This is a genomic window from Streptomyces sp. NBC_01006, assembly GCF_045162725.1.
GTDB lineage: Bacteria > Actinomycetota > Actinomycetes > Streptomycetales > Streptomycetaceae > Streptomyces.
This window is the reverse complement of sequence record NZ_CP108700.1, coordinates 1,856,339-1,876,948: the sequence shown is the minus strand read 5'-3', so window position 1 is coordinate 1,876,948 and position 20,610 is coordinate 1,856,339. Positions and strand designations below refer to the sequence as shown.

Genomic DNA, 20,610 nt, shown 5'->3' with positions numbered 1-20,610 from the left:
CCGCCGTACCCGCTGCCGCCGCACCTGATGCACTGCGCGGGCCGATCTTGCCCGCGTACGGCCGCACTCGCCAGGGTGGGCCCGGGTGCACGGCCGTCCGCCAGCTGGACCGGAGGGCGGTGCACCGGCCCGGACATGGGAGGATCGGGTATGGCGGGTCCGGGCCGAGCACCCGGCCGCGCCGCCGCAGTACCAGGCGCGAGCATGAGGAGCATCGTTGAGCAGGTTGCGTTGGCTGACCGCAGGAGAGTCGCACGGACCGGCACTGGTCGCGACGCTGGAGGGCCTTCCCGCCGGCGTTCCGGTCACCACCGAGCTGGTGGCCGACCACCTGGCCCGGCGCCGGCTCGGCTATGGCCGCGGTGCCCGGATGAAGTTCGAGCAGGACGAGATCACCTTCCTCGGCGGCGTCCGCCACGGCCTGTCCCAGGGTTCCCCGATCGCGGTCATGATCGGCAACACCGAGTGGCCCAAGTGGGAGACCGTCATGTCGGCCGACCCGGTCGACCCGTCGTTGCTCAAGGACACCGGCCGCAACGCGCCGCTGACCCGCCCGCGCCCGGGCCACGCCGACCTGGCGGGCATGCAGAAGTACGGCTTCGACGAGGCCCGGCCGATCCTGGAGCGCGCGAGCGCCCGTGAGACCGCCGCCCGTGTCGCCCTCGGCGCCGTCGCCCGCTCCTTCATCAAGGAGGTCGCGGGCATCGAGATCGTCTCGCACGTGGTGGAGCTGGCCACGGCCAAGGCCCCGTACGGCGTGTACCCGACCCCGGCCGACGTCGAGAAGCTGGACGCGGACCCGGTGCGCTGCCTGGACGCTGACGCGTCGAAGGCGATGGTCGCGGAGATCGACCAGGCCCACAAGGACGGCGACACCCTCGGCGGCGTCGTCGAGGTCCTCGCGTACGGGGTCCCGGTCGGCCTCGGCTCGCACGTGCACTGGGACCGCCGCCTGGACGCGCGCCTCGCGGCCGCGCTGATGGGCATCCAGGCCATCAAGGGCGTCGAGGTCGGCGACGGCTTCGACCTGGCCCGCGTCCCCGGCTCGCAGGCGCACGACGAGATCGTGGCCACCCCCGAGGGCATCAAGCGCACCTCCGGCCGCTCCGGCGGCACCGAGGGCGGTCTGACCACGGGTGAGCTGCTGCGCGTACGGGCGGCCATGAAGCCGATCGCGACGGTCCCGAAGGCGCTCGCCACGATCGACGTGGCCACCGGCGAGGCCGCCGCCGCCCACCACCAGCGCTCCGACGTCTGCGCCGTCCCCGCGGCGGGCATCGTCGCCGAGGCGATGGTCGCCCTCGTCCTCGCGGACGCGGTCGTGGAGAAGTTCGGCGGCGACTCGGTGCCCGAGACCCGGCGCAACGTCCGGTCGTACCTCGACAACCTGCAGATCCGGTGACGGGCGGACCACTGGTCGTCCTCGTCGGGCCCATGGGGTCCGGCAAGTCCACCGTGGGGGCGCTGCTCGCCGAGCGGCTCGGCGTCCCCTACCGGGACACCGACGCCGACATCGTCGCGGCCCAGGGCCGCGAGGTCTCGGACCTCTTCGTCGACGAGGGCGAGCCGTACTTCCGTGAGCTGGAGCGCCGGGCGGTCGCCGCCGCGGTCGCCGAGCACACCGGAATCCTCGCCCTCGGCGGCGGCGCCGTCCTCGACGCGGGCACCCGGGAGCTGCTGGCCGGCCTGCCCGTCGCCTATCTGTCGATGGACGTCGAGGAAGCCGTCCGGCGCGTCGGGCTGGGCGCCGCTCGCCCGCTGCTCGCCGTCAACCCGCGCCGCCAGTGGCGCGAGCTGATGGAGGCCCGCCGCCCCCTGTACACCGAAGTCGCGCGCGTCGTGGTGGCCACCGACGACCGCACCCCCGAAGAGGTCGCCCAGGCGGTCCTCGACGCTCTGGAGTTGAAGGACGTATGACAGACCAGGTGACGCGCATCCAGGTCGGCGCCAGCGCCGGACACGACGCGTACGACGTGCTGGTGGGCCGGCAGCTGCTCGGCGAGCTGGGCGGCCTGATCGGTACGAAGGCCCAGCGGGTCGCCGTGATCCACCCCGAGGCGCTGGCCTCGACCGGTGAGGCACTGCGCGACGACCTGGCCGAGCAGGGCTACGAGGCGGTCGCCATCCAGGTGCCGAACGCCGAGGAGGCCAAGACCATCGAGGTCGCGGCGTACTGCTGGAAGGCGCTCGGCCAGTCCGGGTTCACCCGCACCGACGTGATCGTCGGCGTCGGCGGCGGGGCCACCACGGACCTCGCGGGCTTCGTCGCGGCCTCCTGGCTGCGCGGGGTGCGCTGGATCGCCGTACCGACCACCGTCCTGGCGATGGTGGACGCGGCCGTCGGCGGCAAGACCGGCATCAACACCGCCGAGGGCAAGAACCTGGTGGGAGCCTTCCACCCGCCCGCCGGCGTGCTGTGCGACCTGGCGGCGCTGGACTCGCTGCCGGTCAACGACTACGTGAGCGGCCTCGCCGAGGTCATCAAGGCCGGATTCATCTCCGACCCGGTGATCCTCGACCTGATCGAGGCGGACCCGGCCGCGGCCCGCACGCCCGACGGCCCGCACACCGCGGAGCTCATCGTGCGCTCGATCCAGGTCAAGGCGGACGTCGTCTCCAGCGACCTGAAGGAATCGGGGCTGCGGGAGATCCTCAACTACGGGCACACGCTCGCGCACGCCATCGAGAAGAACGAGCGCTACAAGTGGCGGCACGGCGCGGCCGTGTCGGTCGGCATGGTCTTCGCGGCCGAGCTCGGCCGGCTCGCGGGCCGGCTCGACGACGCCACGGCCGACCGGCACCGGGAGATCCTGGCCGCGGTCGGGCTGCCGCTGACCTACCGCGGCGACCAGTGGCCCAAGCTGCTCCAGACCATGCAGGTCGACAAGAAGTCCCGCGGCAACCTGCTGCGCTTCATCGTCCTCGACGGCCTGGCCAAGCCCACCGTCCTGGAGGGCCCCGACCCGGCGCACCTGATCGCGGCGTACGGCGAGGTGTCGGCGTGAGCCGCAAGGTGCTCGTGCTGAACGGGCCGAACCTGGGCCGGCTCGGGTCGCGCGAACCCGACGTGTACGGGGCCACCTCGTACGCCGGGCTCGTCGAGAGCTGCCGCACGCTGGGCGAGGAGCTCGGCTTCGACGTCGAGGTCCGCGAGACCAACGACGAGGGGGCCATAGTGCGCTGGCTGCACGAGGCGGCGGACGGCAAGATCCCGGTCGTGATCAACCCGGGCGCCTTCACGCACTACTCGTACGCCATGCGGGACGCGGCGGCGCAGCGCACCGCGCCGCTGATCGAGGTGCACATCTCCAACCCGTACGCCCGCGAGGAGTTCCGGCACACGTCGGTCATCGCCTCGGTGGCGACCGGGACGGTGGCGGGCTTCGGCATCGGCTCGTACCGGCTGGCGCTGCGCGCGCTGGCGGACGAAGTCGCGCTCTGACGGTGCTGGTGGGCGGCTCCGCCCCCGTGGTCATATAACGTTCTCGCATCAGTCGGTGGAACGAGACGGAGTGGCAGCGGATGCAGCAAGGAGTGGGGGGCGGCGGCGCGGGCTGGGGGCAGCCGGGACATCATGCGGCCGTGCCCCCGCAGCCGCCGATACCCCCTGCGCAGGGGTGGCCGGTGCCGGCGGCGCCGGCCGCGCCCCCGCAGGCACAGGCTCCGCACGCGCCGCCGTATTCACCGCCGCCCGGCGCCGAGGCCACGGGGCACATCCCGCTCCCGCCCGCCGTGGCCGGGACCGGCGGGGCCACGCTGGCCGTGCTGCTGATCGGCCCGGCGGGCGCGGGCAAGACCACCGTGGCCCGGCACTGGGCGAGCACCCGGCCGGTGCCGACCGCGCACGTGAGCCTGGACGACGTCCGGGAGTGGGTGTGCTCGGGCTTCGCGGACCCGCAGGCGGGCTGGAACGACCACTCCGAGGCCCAGTACCGGCTGGCCCGCCGCACCTGCGGCTTCGCCGCCCGCAACTTCCTGGCCAACGGGATCTCCTGCATCCTCGACGACGCCGTGTTCCCGGACCGGCCGGTGGTGGGCCTGGGCGGCTGGAAGCGGCACGTGGGCCCCGCCCTGTTGCCGGTCGTCCTCCTGCCCGGCCTGGAGATCGTCCTGGAGCGCAATGCCGCCCGCTCGGGCAACCGGCGCCTCTCGGACGAGGAGGTCGCCCGCATCCACGGCCGCATGGCGGGCTGGTACGGCTCCGGCCTGCCGATCATCGACAACTCGGACCTGGACGTGGAGGCCACCTCCCGGGCCCTCGACGAGGCCCTGGCCCGGGCCCTGGCCACCCCTGGTTTCTAAGCGGTCAGGTTTGGAGAAGCGTGGGGCCGCGTGCCGCGGCTAGCGTGAATTCCACGCCAACCCCACCGCACCAGGAGTGATCATGACCACCTCTCCCACCCAGGGAATCAAGACCGTCCTGCACCCCGTCTCCGACCTGGCCGCCGCCAAGGACGTGTACACCGCGCTGCTCGGCGTCGCGCCGACGAGCGACGAGCCGTACTACGTCGGCTACGAGGCCGCCGGCCAGCAGATCGGCCTCGTCCCCGGCGGCGCGGCCCAGGGCATGACCGGGCCCGTGGCCCACTGGCACGTGCCGGACATCGAGGCCAAGCTCGCCGAGGTGACCGCCGCCGGGGGCAAGGTCAAGGACCCCGTGCGCGACGTCGGCGGCGGCCGCCTCGTGGCCACCTTCACCGACCCCGACGGCAACGTCCTCGGGCTGCTCCAGGACCAGTGAGCGCGCCGCGCACAGCTGGTTAGATCGAGCCAGGCTGCCCGACCCGACAGACGGAGACACGATGAGCATGGCCAGGCCCGCGCTGCACGATGCCGACAGCCACGACCTGATCCGCGTGCACGGTGCGCGGGTGAACAACCTCAAGGACGTCAGCATCGAGATCCCGAAGCGCCGCCTGACGGTGTTCACCGGTGTCTCCGGCTCGGGCAAGAGCTCGCTGGTGTTCGACACGATCGCCGCCGAGTCGCAGCGGCTGATCAACGAGACCTACAGCGCCTTCGTCCAGGGGTTCATGCCGACGCTGGGCCGGCCCGAGGTCGACGTACTCGACGGTCTGACCACCGCGATCACCGTCGACCAGCAGCGGATGGGCGGTGACCCGCGCTCCACGGTGGGCACCGCCACCGACGTCAACGCCATGCTGCGCATCCTCTTCAGCCGGCTCGGCACGCCGCACATCGGCTCGGCCAAGGCGTTCTCCTTCAACGTCGCCTCGATCAGCGGGGCCGGCGCGGTCACCGTCCGGCGCGGCGGCCAGGAGGTCAAGGAGAAGCGCACCTTCAGCGTCACCGGCGGCATGTGCCCGCGCTGCGAGGGCCGCGGCGCGGTCACCGACATCGACCTCACGCAGCTCTACGACGACACCAAGTCGCTGAACGAGGGCGCGTTCACGATCCCCGGGTACACCGGGGGCGGCTGGAACTCCCGCCTCTACATCGAGTCGGGCTTCTTCGACCCGGACAAGACGATCCGCAAGTACACCAAGAAGGAGCTGCAGGACCTCCTGCACCGCGAGCCGACCCGCATGAAGATCGCGGGCATCAACATGACGTACGAGGGCCTGATCCCGCGCGTCCAGAAGTCGATGCTGTCCAAGGACACGGAGTCCATGCAGCCGCACATCCGGGCGTTCGTGGAGCGGGCGGTCACCTTCACCACCTGCCCCGACTGCGCGGGCACCCGCCTGAACGAGGGAGCGCGCTCCTCGAAGATCAAGCGGAAGAACATCGCCGACCTGTGCGCGATGGAGATCCGGGACCTGGCCGAATGGGTCCGGGACCTGGACGAGCCCTCGGTGGCGCCGCTGCTCGCGACGCTGCTGGAGACCCTCGACTCGTTCGTCGAGATAGGTCTCGGCTACCTCTCGCTCGACCGCGCCTCGGGCACGCTGTCGGGCGGCGAGGCGCAGCGCGTCAAGATGATCCGCCACCTCGGCTCCTCGCTCACCGACGTCACGTACGTCTTCGACGAGCCCACCACCGGCCTGCACCCGCACGACATCCAGCGGATGAACGGCCTCCTGCTGCGGCTGCGGGACAAGGGCAACACGGTGCTCGTCGTGGAGCACAAGCCGGAGACGATCGCGATCGCCGACCACGTCGTCGACCTCGGCCCCGGCGCCGGTTCGGGCGGCGGCACCGTCTGCTTCGAGGGCACCGTCGAGGGGCTGCGGACCGGCGGCACCATCACCGGCCGGCACTTCGACGACCGGGCCTCCGTCAAGGAGAGCGTGCGCAGGCCCACCGGGACGCTGGAGATCCGCGGGGCCGCTACCCACAACCTGCGCGACGTCGACGTGGACATTCCGCTCGGGGTGCTCACCGTCGTCACGGGTGTCGCGGGCTCCGGCAAGAGCTCGCTCGTGCACGGCTCACTGCCCCGGAAGTCGGGGGCCGCGGGCGAGGGCGTGGTGTCGGTCGACCAGGGCGCCATCAAGGGGTCCCGGCGCAGCAACCCGGCGACGTACACCGGACTGCTCGACCCGATCCGCAAGGCGTTCGCCAAGGCCAACGACGTGAAGCCGGCCCTGTTCAGCGCCAACTCCGAGGGCGCCTGCCCGACCTGCAACGGCGCCGGGGTCATCTACACCGACCTGGCGATGATGGCCGGGGTCGCCACCACCTGCGAGGAGTGCGAGGGCAGGCGGTTCGACTCCTCGGTCCTCGACTACCACTTCGGCGGCCGTGACATCAGCGAGGTGCTCGCGATGTCGGTGACCGAGGCCGAGGCGTTCTTCGGGTCGGGGGACGGGCACCTCCCCGCCGCGCACCGCATCCTCGCGCGCCTCGCCGACGTCGGCCTCGGCTACCTCACCATCGGCCAGCCCCTCACCACCCTCTCCGGCGGTGAGCGCCAGCGGCTGAAGCTGGCGACCCACATGGCCGAGAAGGGCGGGGTCTACGTCCTCGACGAGCCGACGGCCGGCCTGCACCTCGCCGACGTCGAGCACCTGCTGGGCCTGCTCGACCGGCTCGTCGACTCCGGGAAGTCGGTGATCGTCGTCGAGCACCACCAGGCGGTCATGGCGCACGCCGACTGGATCATCGACCTCGGGCCCGGCGCGGGCCACGACGGCGGCCGGATCGTCTTCGAGGGCACCCCCGCCGAGCTCGTCGCCAAGCGCGCCACCCTCACCGGCGAGCACCTCGCGGCGTACGTGGGCGGCTGACGGGGGCGTGGCCCGGCCCGGGTCCGGCGGCCGCGGCCGCCGCCGGACCGGGCCCCGTACGGGTGTGCTCACCAGGCCGGATGCGCGGGGCGCTCGTACGCTCGAAGACATGTCAGACGTGTACGCGGCCCGCCGGGGCCTGCTTCGCGACCGCTGTGCCGCCGCGGGGAACGCCGCCGCACTGATCACGCGTCCGGCGAACGTCCGCTACCTCACCGGGGCGTCCCCGCCGTCCGCCGTCCTGCTCGTCGGGCCGGACGGCGAGGACATGCTGTTCACCGTCGGCCCGCCCACCGGCGAGGCCGACGAGGGGCGCCTCGACGAGCGGCTCAGGCTCTCCGTCCTGGCGGGCCCCGGCAGCGACGCGGCCGTCGCGGCCGGGGACATGGCCGGTTCGCTGCGCGTCGAGTCGCTGGCCGTCGAGGAGCACCACCTCACCGTCGCCCGCCACCGCGCCCTGCGCTCCGTCGCGCCCAAGCTGCGGCTCGTGGACCTGGGGACCACCGTGGAGCTGCAGCGCCTCGTCAAGGACGAGGAGGAGATCGCCTGCCTGCGGATCGCCGCGGAGATCGCCGACCAGGCCCTCGGTGAGCTGCTGGAGTCGATCCTGGTGGGCCGGACCGAGCGCCACCTCGCCCTGGAGCTGGAGCGCCGTCTCGTCGACCACGGGGCCGACGGGCCCGCGTTCCCGACCTCCGTCGGCACCGGGCCGAACTCCGGCCGCTCCCGGCACCGGCCCTCCGACCGCCGGGTCGAGGAGGGAGACTTCCTCTCCGTCTGCCTCGGAGCCAACTACCGCGGCTACCGCTGCGAGATCGGCCGGACCTTCGTGATCGGCACCAGCCCGGCCGACTGGCAGATCGAGCTCTACGATCTTGTATTCGCGGCCCAGCGGGCGGGCCGGGAGGCGCTCCTGCCCGGCGCGGCGTACCGCGAAGTCGACCGCGCGGCGCGCTCCGTACTGGACTCCGCGGGCCACGGTGAGGCCATCGCTCCGTCGACCGGACACGGCGTCGGCCTCGAAATCGACGAGGACCCGCAGCTTGCACCTACGGCAATGGGTAAACTGGACGCTTGCGTGCCGGTCACCGTCGAACCGGGGGTTCACCTCCCGGGCCGGGGAGGTGTCCGGATCGATGACACGCTCGTCGTGCGCCCCGAGGCGGACGGCGGTCCCGAGCTACTCACCATTACGACCAAGGAGCTGCTCGCGCTCTAGTCCGCCGCGGCGGACTGTGCGCGCACCCGTGGTCTTCCAGTGCAGGAGATTCCGCAACCGTGGCTTCCACGAACGACCTCAAGAACGGCATGGTGCTCAAGCTCGACGGCGGCCAGCTCTGGTCCGTCGTCGAGTTCCAGCACGTCAAGCCCGGCAAGGGCCCGGCCTTCGTGCGCACCAAGCTCAAGCACGTGCTCTCCGGCAAGGTCGTCGACAAGACGTTCAACGCCGGCACGAAGGTCGAGACGGCCACCATCGACCGCCGCGACATGCAGTTCTCGTACATGGACGGCGAGTACTTCGTCTTCATGGACATGCAGACCTACGACCAGCTGATGGTCGACCGCAAGGCCGTCGGCGACGCCGCCAACTTCCTCATCGAGGGCTTCACCGCCTCGGTCGCCCAGCACGAGGGCGAGGTGCTCTACGTCGAGCTCCCGGCCGCCGTCGAGCTGGTCATCGAGCACACCGACCCGGGCGTCCAGGGCGACCGCTCCACCGGTGGCACCAAGCCCGCCAAGCTGGAGACCGGTTACGAGATCCAGGTCCCGCTCTTCGTCACCACCGGCGAGAAGGTCAAGGTCGACACCCGTACCTCCGACTACCTCGGCCGGGTGAACAGCTAACCGTGGCTGCCCGCAGCAACGCGCGCAAGCGCGCCTTCCAGATCCTGTTCGAGGCCGACCAGCGCGGGGTGCCCGTGCGCGAGGTCCTCGCGGACTGGATCCGCCACGCGCGGTCGGACGACCGGCAGCCGCCCGTCAGCGCCTTCACGATGGATCTCGTCGAGGGATACGCCGACAAGGTGAACCGCATCGACGACCTGATCGTCACCTACGCCGTGGACTGGGAGCTCGACCGCATGCCGGTCGCCGACCGGAACATCCTGCGGCTCGGTGCCTACGAGCTGATCTGGGTGGACGACACCCCGGACGCCGTGGCCATCGACGAGGCCGTCCAGCTGGCCAAGGAGTTCTCGACGGACGAGTCCCCCTCGTTCGTGAACGGGCTGCTGGCCCGCTTCAAGGACCTGAAGCCGAGTCTGCGCCGGGGCGAGTAGCCCACGCGGTTCGGCGAGAACGGCAGGGCCCGCAGCGCACGCGCGCTGCGGGCCCTCCGTCGTTTCAGGTACGCGAATACCGGCGTGGGCCGGGAGCCACTCCTGGCTCCCGGCCCACGCCGGTAACGTTTCTGCTGGTCCTGGGCGCGGGGACTAGATGTCCTCGTGCGCCACGGCGCGACGCGCATCCGCGTCGAGCACGCCCCAGCTGATCAGCTGCTCGGTCAGGACCGAGGGGGACTGGTCGTAGATGACGGCCAGGGTGCGCAGGTCGTCCTGGCGGATCGACAGCACCTTGCCGTTGTAGTCCCCGCGCTGGCTCTGGATGGTGGCGGCGTACCGCTGCAGCGGGCCGGCCTTCTCGGCGGGCACGCCCGCGAGGCGCTCCAGGTCGAGGCGCAGCTTCGGCGGCGGCTCGGCGGCCCCGCCCGGAGTCGTGCCCGGCAGAAGCTCCTGCACCGGAACCCCGTAGAAGTCCGCCAGCTCGGCGAGGCGCTGGACGGTCACGGCGCGGTCCCCGCGCTCGTACGACCCGACCACCACGGCCTTCCACCGGCCCTGGGACTTCTCCTCGACACCATGGAGGGAGAGGCCCTGCTGGGTGCGGATGGCGCGGAGCTTGGCCCCGAGCTGTTTGGCGTATTCGCTGGACATAACGCTCCCGGACGCTGTGACGACATGACCACGTGCGGCACCGCCGCGCGGCTGGTAACTCACTGTGAGGTTACGCAGCGTTACTTGGATGCGTCAAGCCGAATGGTCTTGGCCGCCCCCCTTCGAGCGGCCCCCGCCGAGCCCGGTGCCGGTGCGGGGCCGGGCCCCTGGTACCGTGGAGGCCGTAAAGCCAGACGTCCTTTAAGAACCGTCCCGTGAGGCGGAGAAGGAGGTCCTTTCATGGACGCTCAGCAGAGCGATGCGCGCCCCGTTCTGGAGGCGCAGGACATCGCGCGGGTACTGACCCGCATCGCCCACGAGATCGTCGAACGCGCCAAGGGCGCCGACGATGTGGTGCTCCTCGGCATTCCCACCCGCGGTGTGTACCTCGCCCGCCGGCTGGCCGCCAAGCTCGAAGAGATCACCGGCACGAAGATCCCGGTCGGATCCCTCGACATCACCATGTACCGCGACGATCTGCGGCTGAAGCCCGCCCGCGCGATCGGCCGCACCGAGATCCCCGGCGACGACATCGACGGACGCCTCGTCGTCCTCGTCGACGACGTGCTCTTCTCCGGCCGCACCATCAGAGCCGCCCTCGACGCGCTGGGCGACCTCGGCCGCCCCCGCGCCGTGCAGCTCGCGGTCCTCGTCGACCGCGGCCACCGCGAGCTGCCGATCCGCGCCGACTACGTCGGCAAGAACCTCCCCACGTCGCTGCGGGAGACCGTCAAGGTCCAGCTCCAGGAGGAGGACGGCCGAGACGCCGTGCTGCTCGGCCAGCGGACCGACCCGGCCGCCGGGCAGTAGCCCGTACGGGTGGGGGCCCCGAACGCGGGGGCCCGTGCGCGAGCCTGCCCGCCGGGCCGCACTCCCACCCCGTCCGCGGCCCTGGCCTCCCCGCCGCCCCGCCCTCCCCGCCGCCCCGCCCTCCCCGCCGCTCTGACCTCATCGACAAACGGAGCACCCTGATGAAGCGCCACCTCATCTCGGCCGCCGATCTCACGCGCGACGACGCCGTCCTCATCCTCGACACCGCCGAGGAGATGGCACGCGTCGCGGACCGGCCGATCAAGAAGCTGCCCACCCTGCGCGGCCTCACCGTCGTCAACCTCTTCTTCGAGGACTCGACCCGCACCCGGATCTCCTTCGAAGCGGCCGCCAAGCGACTGTCCGCCGACGTCATCAACTTCTCCGCCAAGGGCTCCTCGGTCTCCAAGGGTGAATCCCTCAAGGACACCGCGCTGACCCTGGAGGCCATGGGCGCCGACGCCGTCGTCATCCGCCACCACGCCTCCGGCGCCCCCTACCGGCTCGCGACCTCCGGCTGGATCGACTCCGCCGTCGTCAACGCCGGCGACGGCACCCACGAGCACCCCACCCAGGCCCTGCTGGACGCCTTCACCATGCGCCGCCGCCTGGTCGGCCGCGACGCGGGCCTCGGCAAGGACCTGAACGGCCGCCGCATCACCATCGTCGGCGACGTCCTGCACAGCCGCGTGGCCCGCTCCAACGTGCAGCTGCTGCACACGCTCGGCGCCGAGGTCACCGTGGTGGCCCCGCCCACCCTGGTCCCGATCGGCGTCGAGAGCTGGCCCTGCGAGGTCTCGTACAGCCTCGACGAGGTGCTGCCGAAGTCCGACGCGGTCATGATGCTGCGTGTGCAGCGCGAACGCATGAACGCCGCCTTCTTCCCGACCGAGCGCGAGTACTCCCGCCGGTACGGGCTCGACGGCGACCGCATGGCCAAGATGCCCGAGCACGCCATCGTCATGCACCCCGGCCCGATGAACCGCGGCATGGAGATCACCGCCGAGGTCGCCGACTCCGAGCGCTGCACGGCCGTCGAGCAGGTCGCCAACGGCGTCTCCACCCGGATGGCCGTCCTGTACCTGCTGCTCGGAGGCTCCGAGCCGGCCGTCACCACCACCAGCACGCCCCGTATCGAGGAGAGCAAGTAAAGATGAGCAAGATCCTGATCCGTGGGGCGAAGGTACTCGGTGGCGAGGCGCAGGACGTCCTGATCGACGGCGAGACCATCGCCGAGGTCGGAACCGGGCTGTCCGCCGAGGGCGCGACCGTCATCGAGGCCGAGGGCCAGGTCCTCCTCCCCGGCCTCGTCGACCTGCACACCCACCTGCGCGAGCCCGGCCGCGAGGACTCCGAGACCGTCCTGACCGGCACCCGCGCCGCCGCCTCCGGTGGCTACACCGCCGTCTTCGCCATGGCGAACACCTTCCCCGTCGCCGACACCGCCGGCGTCGTCGAGCAGGTCTGGCGCCTCGGCAAGGAGTCCGGCTACTGCGACGTGCAGCCCATCGGCGCCGTCACCGTCGGCCTGGAGGGCAAGCAGCTCTCCGAGCTGGGCGCCATGCACGACTCCGCCGCCCGCGTCACCGTCTTCTCCGACGACGGCAAGTGCGTCGACGACGCCGTGATCATGCGCCGCGCCCTGGAGTACGTGAAGGCCTTCGGCGGCGTCGTCGCCCAGCACGCCCAGGAGCCCCGCCTGACCGAGGGCGCCCAGATGAACGAGGGCGTCGTCTCCGCCGAGCTGGGCCTCGGCGGCTGGCCGGCCGTCGCCGAGGAGTCGATCATCGCCCGCGACGTCCTCCTCGCCGAGCACGTCGGCTCCCGCGTGCACATCTGCCACCTCTCCACGGCCGGCTCCGTCGAGATCGTCCGCTGGGCCAAGTCCCGCGGCATCGACGTCACCGCCGAGGTCACCCCGCACCACCTGCTCCTCACCGAGGAGCTCGTCCGCTCGTACAACGCGGTCTACAAGGTCAACCCGCCGCTGCGCACCGAGCGCGACGTCATGGCCCTGCGCGAGGCGCTCGCCGACGGCACGATCGACATCGTCGCCACCGACCACGCCCCGCACCCGCACGAGGACAAGGACTGCGAGTGGGCCGCCGCCGCCATGGGCATGGTCGGCCTGGAGACCGCGCTCTCCGTCGTCCAGCAGACGATGGTGGAGACCGGACTGCTCGACTGGGCGGGCGTCGCCGAGCGGATGTCCTTCGCCCCGGCGCGGATCGGCAGCCTGGACAACCACGGCCGCCCCGTCTCGGCAGGTGAACCCGCGAACCTGACCTTGGTCGATACCTCGTACCGTGGTGTCGTGGACCCCGCACACTTCGCCTCCCGCAGCCGCAACACGCCTTACGAGGGCCGTGAGCTGCCGGGACGCGTCACTCACACCTTCCTGCGGGGCCGGGCAACGGTCGTGGACGGGAATCTGGCGTGACACCTGCAGTAATCCAACTGGCCGCAGAGGCTGCCGAGCGACGGTCGGCGGAGGTGACGGACTGGGGCGCACGCATCGCGTGGGTGGTCGGTCTGCTCGTCTTCATCGCGTTCGTGTACTGGCTGATGCGGCAGGGCTGGAAATGGCGCGGCGCCCTGCAGAGCGATCTGCCGGAGCTGCCCGCCGCCCCCGGCGGCCTCCCCGAGCACCGGCTGGCCCTGACCGGCCGGTACCACGGGTCCACCACCGCCGGGCAGTGGCTCGACCGGATCGTCGCCCACGGCCTGGGGGTGCGCAGCCGGGTCGAGCTCACGCTCACCGACGCGGGCCTCGACGTGGTCCGTCCGGGTGCCACCGACTTCTTCGTACCGGCCGCGCAGCTGCGCGGCGCCCGCCTCGACAAGGGAATCGCGGGCAAGGTACTCACCGAGGGCGGTCTCCTCGTCGTCACGTGGGCGCACGGCGACAAGCTGATCGACTCCGGATTCCGCTCCGACCGCGCGGCCGAACACGCCGCCTGGGTCGAAGCCATCAATCTCATGAACCAATCCATCACGACGGAAGGCGCCGAACGATGACGACCTCCACCAGGGGAGCAGCCAAAGCTCCCGCCGTACTCGTCCTGGAGGACGGTCGGATCTTCCGCGGCCGCGCCTACGGCGCCGTGGGGGAGACCTTCGGCGAGGCCGTGTTCTCCACCGGCATGACCGGCTACCAGGAGACCCTCACCGACCCGTCGTACCACCGGCAGGTCGTCGTGATGACCGCCCCGCACGTGGGCAACACCGGCGTCAACGACGAGGACCCCGAGTCCTCCCGCATCTGGGTCGCCGGGTACGTCGTACGCGACCCCGCCCGCGTCCCGTCCAACTGGCGCTCGCAGCGCTCTCTGGACGAGGAGCTGGTCAAGCAGGGCGTCGTCGGCATCTGCGGCATCGACACCCGTGCCCTGACCCGCCACCTGCGCGAGCGCGGCGCCATGCGCGTCGGCATCTTCTCCGGCGAGAGCATCGCCGATGACGCCGCCCTGCTGGCCCGCGTCCTGGAAGCCCCGCAGATGAAGGGCGCGAACCTCTCCGCCGAGGTCGCCACCAAGGAGACGTACGTCGTCCCCGCCATCGGCGAGAAGCGCTTCACCGTGGCCGCCGTGGACCTCGGCATCAAGGGCATGACCCCGCACCGGATGGCCGAGCGCGGCATCGAGGTGCACGTGCTGCCCGCCACCGCCACCGTCGAGGACGTGTACGCGGTCAACCCGGACGGCGTGTTCTTCTCCAACGGCCCGGGCGACCCGGCCACCGCCGACGGCCCCGTCGCCGTCATGCAGGGCGTCCTGGAGCGCAAGACCCCGCTCTTCGGCATCTGCTTCGGCAACCAGATCCTGGGCCGCGCGCTGGGCTTCGGCACGTACAAGCTGAAGTACGGCCACCGCGGCATCAACCAGCCGGTGCAGGACCGCACCACCGGCAAGGTCGAGATCACCGCGCACAACCACGGCTTCGCCGTGGACGCGCCCCTCGACAAGGTGTCCGAGACCCCCTACGGCCGCGCCGAGGTCTCCCACGTCTGCCTCAACGACAACGTCGTGGAAGGCCTCCAGCTGCTCGACCAGCCGGCCTTCTCCGTCCAGTACCACCCCGAAGCGGCCGCCGGCCCGCACGACGCCGCGTACCTCTTCGACCGCTTCACGTCTTTGATGGAAACCGCCCTGATGGAGGCCGAGCGTGCCTAAGCGCACCGATATCCAGTCCGTCCTGGTCATCGGCTCCGGCCCGATCGTCATCGGACAGGCCGCCGAGTTCGACTACTCCGGCACCCAGGCCTGCCGCATCCTCAAGGCCGAGGGCCTGCGGGTCATCCTGGTGAACTCCAACCCCGCGACGATCATGACCGACCCGGAGATCGCCGACGCCACGTACGTCGAGCCGATCACCCCCGAGTTCGTCGAGAAGATCATCGCGAAGGAGCGCCCCGACGCGCTGCTCCCGACCCTCGGCGGCCAGACCGCGCTCAACACCGCCATCTCCATGCACGAGCAGGGTGTGCTGGAGAAGTACGGCGTCGAGCTCATCGGCGCCAACGTCGAGGCCATCAACAAGGGCGAGGACCGCGACCTCTTCAAGGGCGTCGTCGAGGCCGTCAAGGCCAAGATCGGCTACGGCGAGTCCGCCCGCTCGGTCATCTGCCACTCCATGGACGACGTCCTGGCGGGCGTCGAGACGCTCGGCGGCTACCCCGTGGTCGTCCGCCCCTCCTTCACCATGGGCGGCGCCGGCTCCGGCTTCGCCCACGACGAGGAGGAGCTGCGCCGCATCGCCGGCCAGGGCCTCACGCTCTCCCCGACCACCGAGGTGCTCCTGGAGGAGTCCATCCTCGGCTGGAAGGAGTACGAGCTGGAGCTGATGCGCGACACCAAGGACAACGTGGTCGTCGTCTGCTCCATCGAGAACTTCGACCCGATGGGCGTCCACACCGGCGACTCCATCACCGTCGCCCCGGCCATGACCCTGACCGACCGCGAGTACCAGCGGCTGCGCGACATCGGCATCGCGATCATCCGCGAGGTCGGCGTCGACACCGGCGGCTGCAACATCCAGTTCGCGATCGACCCGGTCGACGGCCGCGTCATCGTCATCGAGATGAACCCGCGCGTCTCGCGCTCCTCGGCGCTCGCGTCGAAGGCCACCGGCTTCCCGATCGCCAAGATCGCCGCCAAGCTGGCCATCGGCTACACCCTCGACGAGGTCCCCAACGACATCACCGAGAAGACGCCGGCCTCCTTCGAGCCGACCCTCGACTACGTCGTCGTCAAGGCCCCGCGCTTCGCCTTCGAGAAGTTCCCGCTCGCCGACGCCACCCTCACCACCACCATGAAGTCGGTGGGCGAGGCCATGGCCATCGGCCGCAACTTCACCGAGGCCCTCCAGAAGGCCCTGCGCTCCCTGGAGAAGAAGGGCTCGCAGTTCACCTTCGTCGGCCCGGTCGGCGACAAGGAAGAACTCCTCGCCACCGCCGTCCGTCCCACCGACGGCCGCATCAACACCGTCATGCAGGCCATCCGCGCCGGCGCCACCCAGGAAGAGGTCTTCGAGTCCACGAAGATCGACCCCTGGTTCGTCGACCAGCTCTTCCTGATCAAGGAGATCGCCGACGAGCTGGCCGCCGCCGAGAAGCTCCACCCCGAGCTGCTCGCCGAGGCCAAGCGCCACGGCTTCTCCGACGCCCAGATCGCCGAGATCCGCGGCCTGCGCGAGGACGTCGTCCGCGAGGTCCGCCACGCGCTGGGCGTCCGCCCGGTCTACAAGACGGTCGACACCTGCGCCGCCGAGTTCGCCGCGAAGACCCCGTACTTCTACTCCTCGTACGACGAGGAGAGCGAGGTCGCGCCCCGCGAGAAGCCCGCGGTGATCATCCTGGGCTCCGGCCCGAACCGCATCGGCCAGGGCATCGAGTTCGACTACTCCTGCGTCCACGCCTCCTTCGCCCTCAGCGACGCCGGCTACGAGACCGTGATGGTCAACTGCAACCCGGAGACCGTCTCGACGGACTACGACACCTCCGACCGCCTGTACTTCGAGCCGCTCACGCTCGAAGACGTGCTGGAGATCGTCCACGCCGAGTCGCTGGCCGGCCCCATCGCCGGCGTCGTCGTCCAGCTCGGCGGCCAGACCCCCCTCGGCCTCGCCCAGGCGCTCAAGGACAACGGCGTGCCGGTCGTCGGCACCCCGCCGGAGGCCATCCACGCCGCGGAGGACCGCGGCGCGTTCGGCCAGGTCCTCGCCGAGGCCGGCCTGCCGGCCCCCAAGCACGGCACCGCCACCACGTTCGCGGGCGCGAAGGCCATCGCCGACGAGATCGGCTACCCGGTCCTCGTACGCCCCTCGTACGTGCTCGGCGGCCGCGGCATGGAGATCGTCTACGACGAGGACCGGCTGTCCTCGTACATCGCGGAATCCACCGAGATCTCGCCGACCCGCCCCGTCCTCGTCGACCGCTTCCTCGACGACGCCATCGAGATCGACGTCGACGCCCTGTACGACGGCACCGAGCTCTACCTCGGCGGCGTCATGGAGCACATCGAGGAAGCCGGCATCCACTCCGGCGACTCGGCCTGCGCGCTGCCCCCGATCACCCTCGGCGGCTTCGACATCAAGCGCCTGCGCGCCTCCACCGAGGCCATCGCCAAGGGCGTCGGCGTACGCGGCCTGATCAACATCCAGTTCGCGATGGCCGGTGACATCCTCTACGTCCTGGAGGCCAACCCGCGCGCCTCCCGCACCGTCCCCTTCACCTCGAAGGCGACCGCGGTCCCGCTCGCCAAGGCCGCCGCCCGCATCTCGCTCGGCGCCACCATCGCCGAACTGCGCGAAGAGGGCATGCTCCCGAAGACCGGCGACGGCGGCACCCTGCCGCTCGACGCGCCGATCTCCGTCAAGGAGGCCGTCATGCCGTGGTCGCGCTTCCGCGACATCCACGGCCGCGGCGTCGACACCGTCCTCGGCCCGGAGATGCGCTCCACCGGCGAGGTCATGGGCATCGACTCGGTCTTCGGCACGGCGTACGCCAAGTCGCAGGCCGGCGCCTACGGCCCGCTGCCCACCAAGGGCCGCGCGTTCATCTCCGTCGCCAACCGCGACAAGCGCTCGATGATCTTCCCGGCGCGCGAGCTCGTCAACCACGGCTTCGAGCTGATGGCCACCTCCGGCACCGCCGAGGTGCTGCGCCGCAACGGCATCAACGCCACCGTCGTGCGCAAGCTCAGCGAGGGCGAGGGCCCGGGCGGCGAGAAGACCATCGTCCAGCTCATCCACGACGGCCAGGTCGACCTGATCGTCAACACCCCGTACGGCACCGGCGGCCGCCTCGACGGCTACGAGATCCGCACGGCGGCCGTGGCCCGCGGCGTCCCGTGCCTGACCACGGTCCAGGCGCTCGCCGCGGCCGTCCAGGGCATCGACGCGCTCAACCACGGCGACGTGGGCGTGCGCTCGCTCCAGGAGCACGCGGAGCACCTGACCGCGGCCCGCGAGTAGGGGGCGTCCGGCGGATCAGGGTCGGATCGCCAGGCGCCCCGGGCCCGGCCATGATCCGCCGGACACCCCCTGCCAGCCCGTACGAGGAGGGGGGCACGGATGCGCGATGCGCGTCGGTGTCCCCCTCGTCATGAGCGCACAAGGGATCTTCTCGACATGTACAAACTCTTCTTCGACCTCGTCTTCAAGCGGATGGACCCGGAGCAGGCCCACTACCTGGCCTTCCGCTGGATCCGGCTCGCGGCCCGCACCCCCGTGCTGCGGACCTTCGTCGCCGCGGCCCTGGCCCCCCGGCACAAGGAACTGCGCACCGAGGCGCTCGGGCTGCGCATGCACGGCCCCTTCGGCCTCGCGGCGGGCTTCGACAAGAACGCCGTCGCCATCGACGGCATGTCGATGCTCGGCTTCGACCACATCGAGATCGGCACGGTCACCGCGCAGGCGCAGCCGGGCAACCCCAAGAAGCGGCTGTTCCGGCTCGTGCCGGACCGCGCGCTGATCAACCGCATGGGGTTCAACAACGAGGGCTCGGCGGCCGTGGCGGCCCGCCTGGCGGCCCGTGTGCCGGTCTTCAACACCGTCGTGGGCGTCAACATCGGCAAGACCAAGGTCGTGCCGGAGGAGGAGGCGGTGGCGGACTACGTCGCCTCCACCGAGCGCCTGGCCCGCCACGCGGACTACCTGGTCGTGAACGTCTCCTCGCCGAACACGCCGGGCCTGCGCAACCTCCAGGCCACCGAGTCCCTGCGCCCGCTCCTGACGGCCGTACGGGAGGCGGCGGACCGCACGGTGACCGACCGCCGGGTCCCGCTGCTCGTCAAGATCGCCCCGGACCTCGCGGACGAGGACGTGGACGCGGTCGCCGACCTGGCGCTGGAGCTCGGCCTGGACGGCATCATCGCGACCAACACCACCATCGCGCGCGAGGGACTGGGTCTGAAGTCCGCCCCGGCCCTCGTGAAGGAGACCGGAGGCCTGTCCGGCGCCCCGGTCAAGGAGCGCTCCCTGGAGGTCCTGCGCCGCCTGTACGCCCGCGTGGGCGACCGCCTGGTGCTGGTGGGCGTCGGGGGCATCGAGAACGCCGAGGACGCCTGGCAGCGGATCCTGGCCGGCGCCACCCTGATCCAGGGGTACAGCGCGTTCATCTACGAGGGCCCGTTCTACGCCCGCGCGATCCACAAGGGCCTGGCGGCGCGCCTGGCCGTCAGCCCGTACGCGACCCTCGCCGAGGCCGTCGGCGCCGAAACCCGAAAGGCCATGCAGTGACCGAGACCCCCGTGACCGAGACCGTGACCCCCTTCGGCACCCGCCTGCGCGCGGCGATGGACGCGCGCGGCCCGCTGTGCGTGGGCATCGACCCGCACGCGGCCCTCCTCTCGTCCTGGGGCCTGAACGACGACATCGCGGGCCTGGAGAAGTTCTCCCGCACGGTCGTCGAGGCGCTGGCCGACTCGGTGGCCGTCTTCAAGCCGCAGGCGGCCTTCTTCGAGCGCTTCGGCTCGAAGGGCATCGCGGTGCTGGAGCGGACCGTGGCCGACGCGCGCGCCGCCGGCACGCTGGTCGTGATGGACGCCAAGCGCGGGGACATCGGCTCGACGATGGCCGCGTACGCGGAGACCTTCCTGTCGCCGTCCTCCCCGCTGTTCTCCGACGCCCTGACCGTCTCCCCGTACCTGGGCTACGGCTCGCTGGAGCCGGCGGTGGAGCTGGCCCGCCGCTCGGGCGCGGGTCTGTTCGTCCTCGCCCTCACCTCGAACCCGGAGGGCGCCGAGGTCCAGCGCGCGGTGCGCGAGGACGGCCGCACGATCGGCGCGACGATGCTCGGGCACCTCGCGGCGGAGAACGCGGGCGCCTCCCCGATGGGCTCCTTCGGGGCGGTGGTCGGCGCCACGCTCGGCGACCTGTCCTCCTTCGACCTGGACATCAACGGTCCGCTGCTGGCCCCCGGCATCGGTGCGCAGGGCGCGACGGCGGCCGACCTCCCGGCGGTCTTCGGCGCGGCCGTCCGCAATGTGGTCCCGAACGTCTCGCGGGGCGTGCTGAAGCACGGTCCGGACGCCGCCGCCCTGCGCGCCTCGGCCACCCGGTTCGCGGACGAAATCCGCGAGGCGGTCTCCGCCTGAGCACCTCACGTCGTACGGCCTGACGAAAATCGAACGTCTTTCCTCGGACAAAACCGGGGTAGTTTGTCCGTGATGTACGGT

At 71.5% G+C, this 20,610-nt stretch carries 19 protein-coding genes; 18 read left to right on the top strand and 1 reads right to left on the bottom strand.

Going from position 1 to position 20,610, the window contains the following annotated elements; genetic code table 11:
* Positions 1 to 217: 217 nt before the first annotated feature.
* The 10 genes from aroC (at position 218) to nusB (ending at position 9,469) form a co-directional block, all read left to right on the top strand.
* Positions 218 to 1,402, top strand: a complete 1,185-nt coding sequence (gene aroC / locus OG509_RS08440; protein WP_053694014.1) for a chorismate synthase — start codon at positions 218 to 220, stop codon at positions 1,400 to 1,402.
* Positions 1,399 to 1,917 (top strand): shikimate kinase, encoded by a 519-nt coding sequence (locus OG509_RS08435; RefSeq protein ID WP_406181387.1) that lies wholly within the window; start codon positions 1,399 to 1,401, stop codon positions 1,915 to 1,917. Before aroC ends, OG509_RS08435 begins: the two co-directional genes overlap by 4 nt.
* Positions 1,914 to 3,005, top strand: a complete 1,092-nt coding sequence (aroB, locus tag OG509_RS08430; protein WP_406181385.1) for a 3-dehydroquinate synthase — start codon at positions 1,914 to 1,916, stop codon at positions 3,003 to 3,005. The genes OG509_RS08435 and aroB overlap by 4 nt, the downstream gene beginning before the upstream one ends.
* Entirely contained in the window at positions 3,002 to 3,442 is a 441-nt protein-coding gene (aroQ, locus tag OG509_RS08425; protein WP_030157440.1) for a type II 3-dehydroquinate dehydratase, read from the top strand. The genes aroB and aroQ overlap by 4 nt, the downstream gene beginning before the upstream one ends.
* A gap of 80 nt (positions 3,443 to 3,522) precedes the next feature.
* Complete coding sequence (locus tag OG509_RS08420; RefSeq protein ID WP_406181383.1) at positions 3,523 to 4,302, top strand: AAA family ATPase; 780 nt, start codon at positions 3,523 to 3,525, stop codon at positions 4,300 to 4,302.
* Positions 4,303 to 4,384: 82 nt separating this feature from the next.
* Complete coding sequence (locus OG509_RS08415) at positions 4,385 to 4,741, top strand: VOC family protein (protein WP_406181381.1); 357 nt, start codon at positions 4,385 to 4,387, stop codon at positions 4,739 to 4,741.
* 61 nt (positions 4,742 to 4,802) lie between these two features.
* Positions 4,803 to 7,190, top strand: a complete 2,388-nt coding sequence (locus OG509_RS08410) for an ATP-binding cassette domain-containing protein (RefSeq protein ID WP_406181379.1) — start codon at positions 4,803 to 4,805, stop codon at positions 7,188 to 7,190.
* A 109-nt stretch (positions 7,191 to 7,299) separates the two neighbouring features.
* Positions 7,300 to 8,409: an aminopeptidase P family protein gene (locus OG509_RS08405; protein ID WP_385590356.1), complete on the top strand. Its 1,110-nt coding sequence runs from the start codon at positions 7,300 to 7,302 to the stop codon at positions 8,407 to 8,409.
* A gap of 59 nt (positions 8,410 to 8,468) precedes the next feature.
* On the top strand, positions 8,469 to 9,035 hold the full coding sequence (gene efp, locus OG509_RS08400; RefSeq protein WP_053694008.1) for an elongation factor P: 567 nt from the start codon (positions 8,469 to 8,471) through the stop codon (positions 9,033 to 9,035).
* Positions 9,036 to 9,037: 2 nt separating this feature from the next.
* Entirely contained in the window at positions 9,038 to 9,469 is a 432-nt protein-coding gene (gene nusB, locus OG509_RS08395; protein WP_030157452.1) for a transcription antitermination factor NusB, read from the top strand.
* Between the two features lie 153 nt (positions 9,470 to 9,622).
* Here nusB and bldD read toward each other — a convergent pair whose 3' ends face one another.
* The gene (gene bldD, locus OG509_RS08390; protein ID WP_007263032.1) at positions 9,623 to 10,123 is read right to left on the bottom strand and encodes a transcriptional regulator BldD; all 501 of its coding nucleotides are present in this window, start codon (positions 10,121 to 10,123) and stop codon (positions 9,623 to 9,625) included.
* 240 nt (positions 10,124 to 10,363) lie between these two features.
* Between bldD and pyrR the strand changes: the two genes are divergently transcribed.
* From pyrR to pyrF, 8 genes are all read left to right on the top strand, one after another.
* A complete protein-coding gene (gene pyrR / locus OG509_RS08385) occupies positions 10,364 to 10,933 on the top strand; it encodes a bifunctional pyr operon transcriptional regulator/uracil phosphoribosyltransferase PyrR (protein WP_406181376.1) in 570 nt (189 codons plus the stop codon).
* A gap of 161 nt (positions 10,934 to 11,094) precedes the next feature.
* A complete protein-coding gene (locus tag OG509_RS08380; protein WP_406181374.1) occupies positions 11,095 to 12,084 on the top strand; it encodes an aspartate carbamoyltransferase catalytic subunit in 990 nt (329 codons plus the stop codon).
* 2 nt (positions 12,085 to 12,086) lie between these two features.
* Entirely contained in the window at positions 12,087 to 13,373 is a 1,287-nt protein-coding gene (locus OG509_RS08375) for a dihydroorotase (protein ID WP_406181372.1), read from the top strand.
* A complete protein-coding gene (locus OG509_RS08370) occupies positions 13,370 to 13,951 on the top strand; it encodes a hypothetical protein (protein ID WP_406181371.1) in 582 nt (193 codons plus the stop codon). The genes OG509_RS08375 and OG509_RS08370 overlap by 4 nt, the downstream gene beginning before the upstream one ends.
* A complete protein-coding gene (gene carA, locus OG509_RS08365) occupies positions 13,948 to 15,105 on the top strand; it encodes a glutamine-hydrolyzing carbamoyl-phosphate synthase small subunit (protein ID WP_406181370.1) in 1,158 nt (385 codons plus the stop codon). The genes OG509_RS08370 and carA overlap by 4 nt, the downstream gene beginning before the upstream one ends.
* Complete coding sequence (gene carB, locus OG509_RS08360) at positions 15,098 to 18,406, top strand: carbamoyl-phosphate synthase large subunit (protein WP_406181368.1); 3,309 nt, start codon at positions 15,098 to 15,100, stop codon at positions 18,404 to 18,406. Before carA ends, carB begins: the two co-directional genes overlap by 8 nt.
* Before the next feature lie 156 nt (positions 18,407 to 18,562).
* The gene (locus tag OG509_RS08355) at positions 18,563 to 19,672 is read left to right on the top strand and encodes a quinone-dependent dihydroorotate dehydrogenase (protein ID WP_406181366.1); all 1,110 of its coding nucleotides are present in this window, start codon (positions 18,563 to 18,565) and stop codon (positions 19,670 to 19,672) included.
* A gap of 23 nt (positions 19,673 to 19,695) precedes the next feature.
* Positions 19,696 to 20,529: an orotidine-5'-phosphate decarboxylase gene (pyrF, locus tag OG509_RS08350; RefSeq protein WP_406187507.1), complete on the top strand. Its 834-nt coding sequence runs from the start codon at positions 19,696 to 19,698 to the stop codon at positions 20,527 to 20,529.
* The last annotated feature ends 81 nt before the right edge of the window (positions 20,530 to 20,610 follow it).

What these genes read in the sequence shown, in the direction of transcription:
- OG509_RS08410 (WP_406181379.1), top strand. Translation starts at nt 4,803, where the DNA reads ATGAGCATGGCCAGGCCCGCGCTGCACGATGCCGACAGCCACGACCTG.
- OG509_RS08420 (WP_406181383.1), top strand. Translation starts at nt 3,523, where the DNA reads ATGCAGCAAGGAGTGGGGGGCGGCGGCGCGGGCTGGGGGCAGCCGGGA.
- pyrR (WP_406181376.1), top strand. Translation starts at nt 10,364, where the DNA reads ATGGACGCTCAGCAGAGCGATGCGCGCCCCGTTCTGGAGGCGCAGGAC.
- aroB (WP_406181385.1), top strand. Translation starts at nt 1,914, where the DNA reads ATGACAGACCAGGTGACGCGCATCCAGGTCGGCGCCAGCGCCGGACAC.
- OG509_RS08375 (WP_406181372.1), top strand. Translation starts at nt 12,087, where the DNA reads ATGAGCAAGATCCTGATCCGTGGGGCGAAGGTACTCGGTGGCGAGGCG.
- OG509_RS08405 (WP_385590356.1), top strand. Translation starts at nt 7,300, where the DNA reads ATGTCAGACGTGTACGCGGCCCGCCGGGGCCTGCTTCGCGACCGCTGT.
- OG509_RS08415 (WP_406181381.1), top strand. Translation starts at nt 4,385, where the DNA reads ATGACCACCTCTCCCACCCAGGGAATCAAGACCGTCCTGCACCCCGTC.
- bldD (WP_007263032.1), bottom strand. Translation starts at nt 10,123, where the DNA reads ATGTCCAGCGAATACGCCAAACAGCTCGGGGCCAAGCTCCGCGCCATC.
- carA (WP_406181370.1), top strand. Translation starts at nt 13,948, where the DNA reads ATGACGACCTCCACCAGGGGAGCAGCCAAAGCTCCCGCCGTACTCGTC.
- OG509_RS08355 (WP_406181366.1), top strand. Translation starts at nt 18,563, where the DNA reads ATGTACAAACTCTTCTTCGACCTCGTCTTCAAGCGGATGGACCCGGAG.
- OG509_RS08380 (WP_406181374.1), top strand. Translation starts at nt 11,095, where the DNA reads ATGAAGCGCCACCTCATCTCGGCCGCCGATCTCACGCGCGACGACGCC.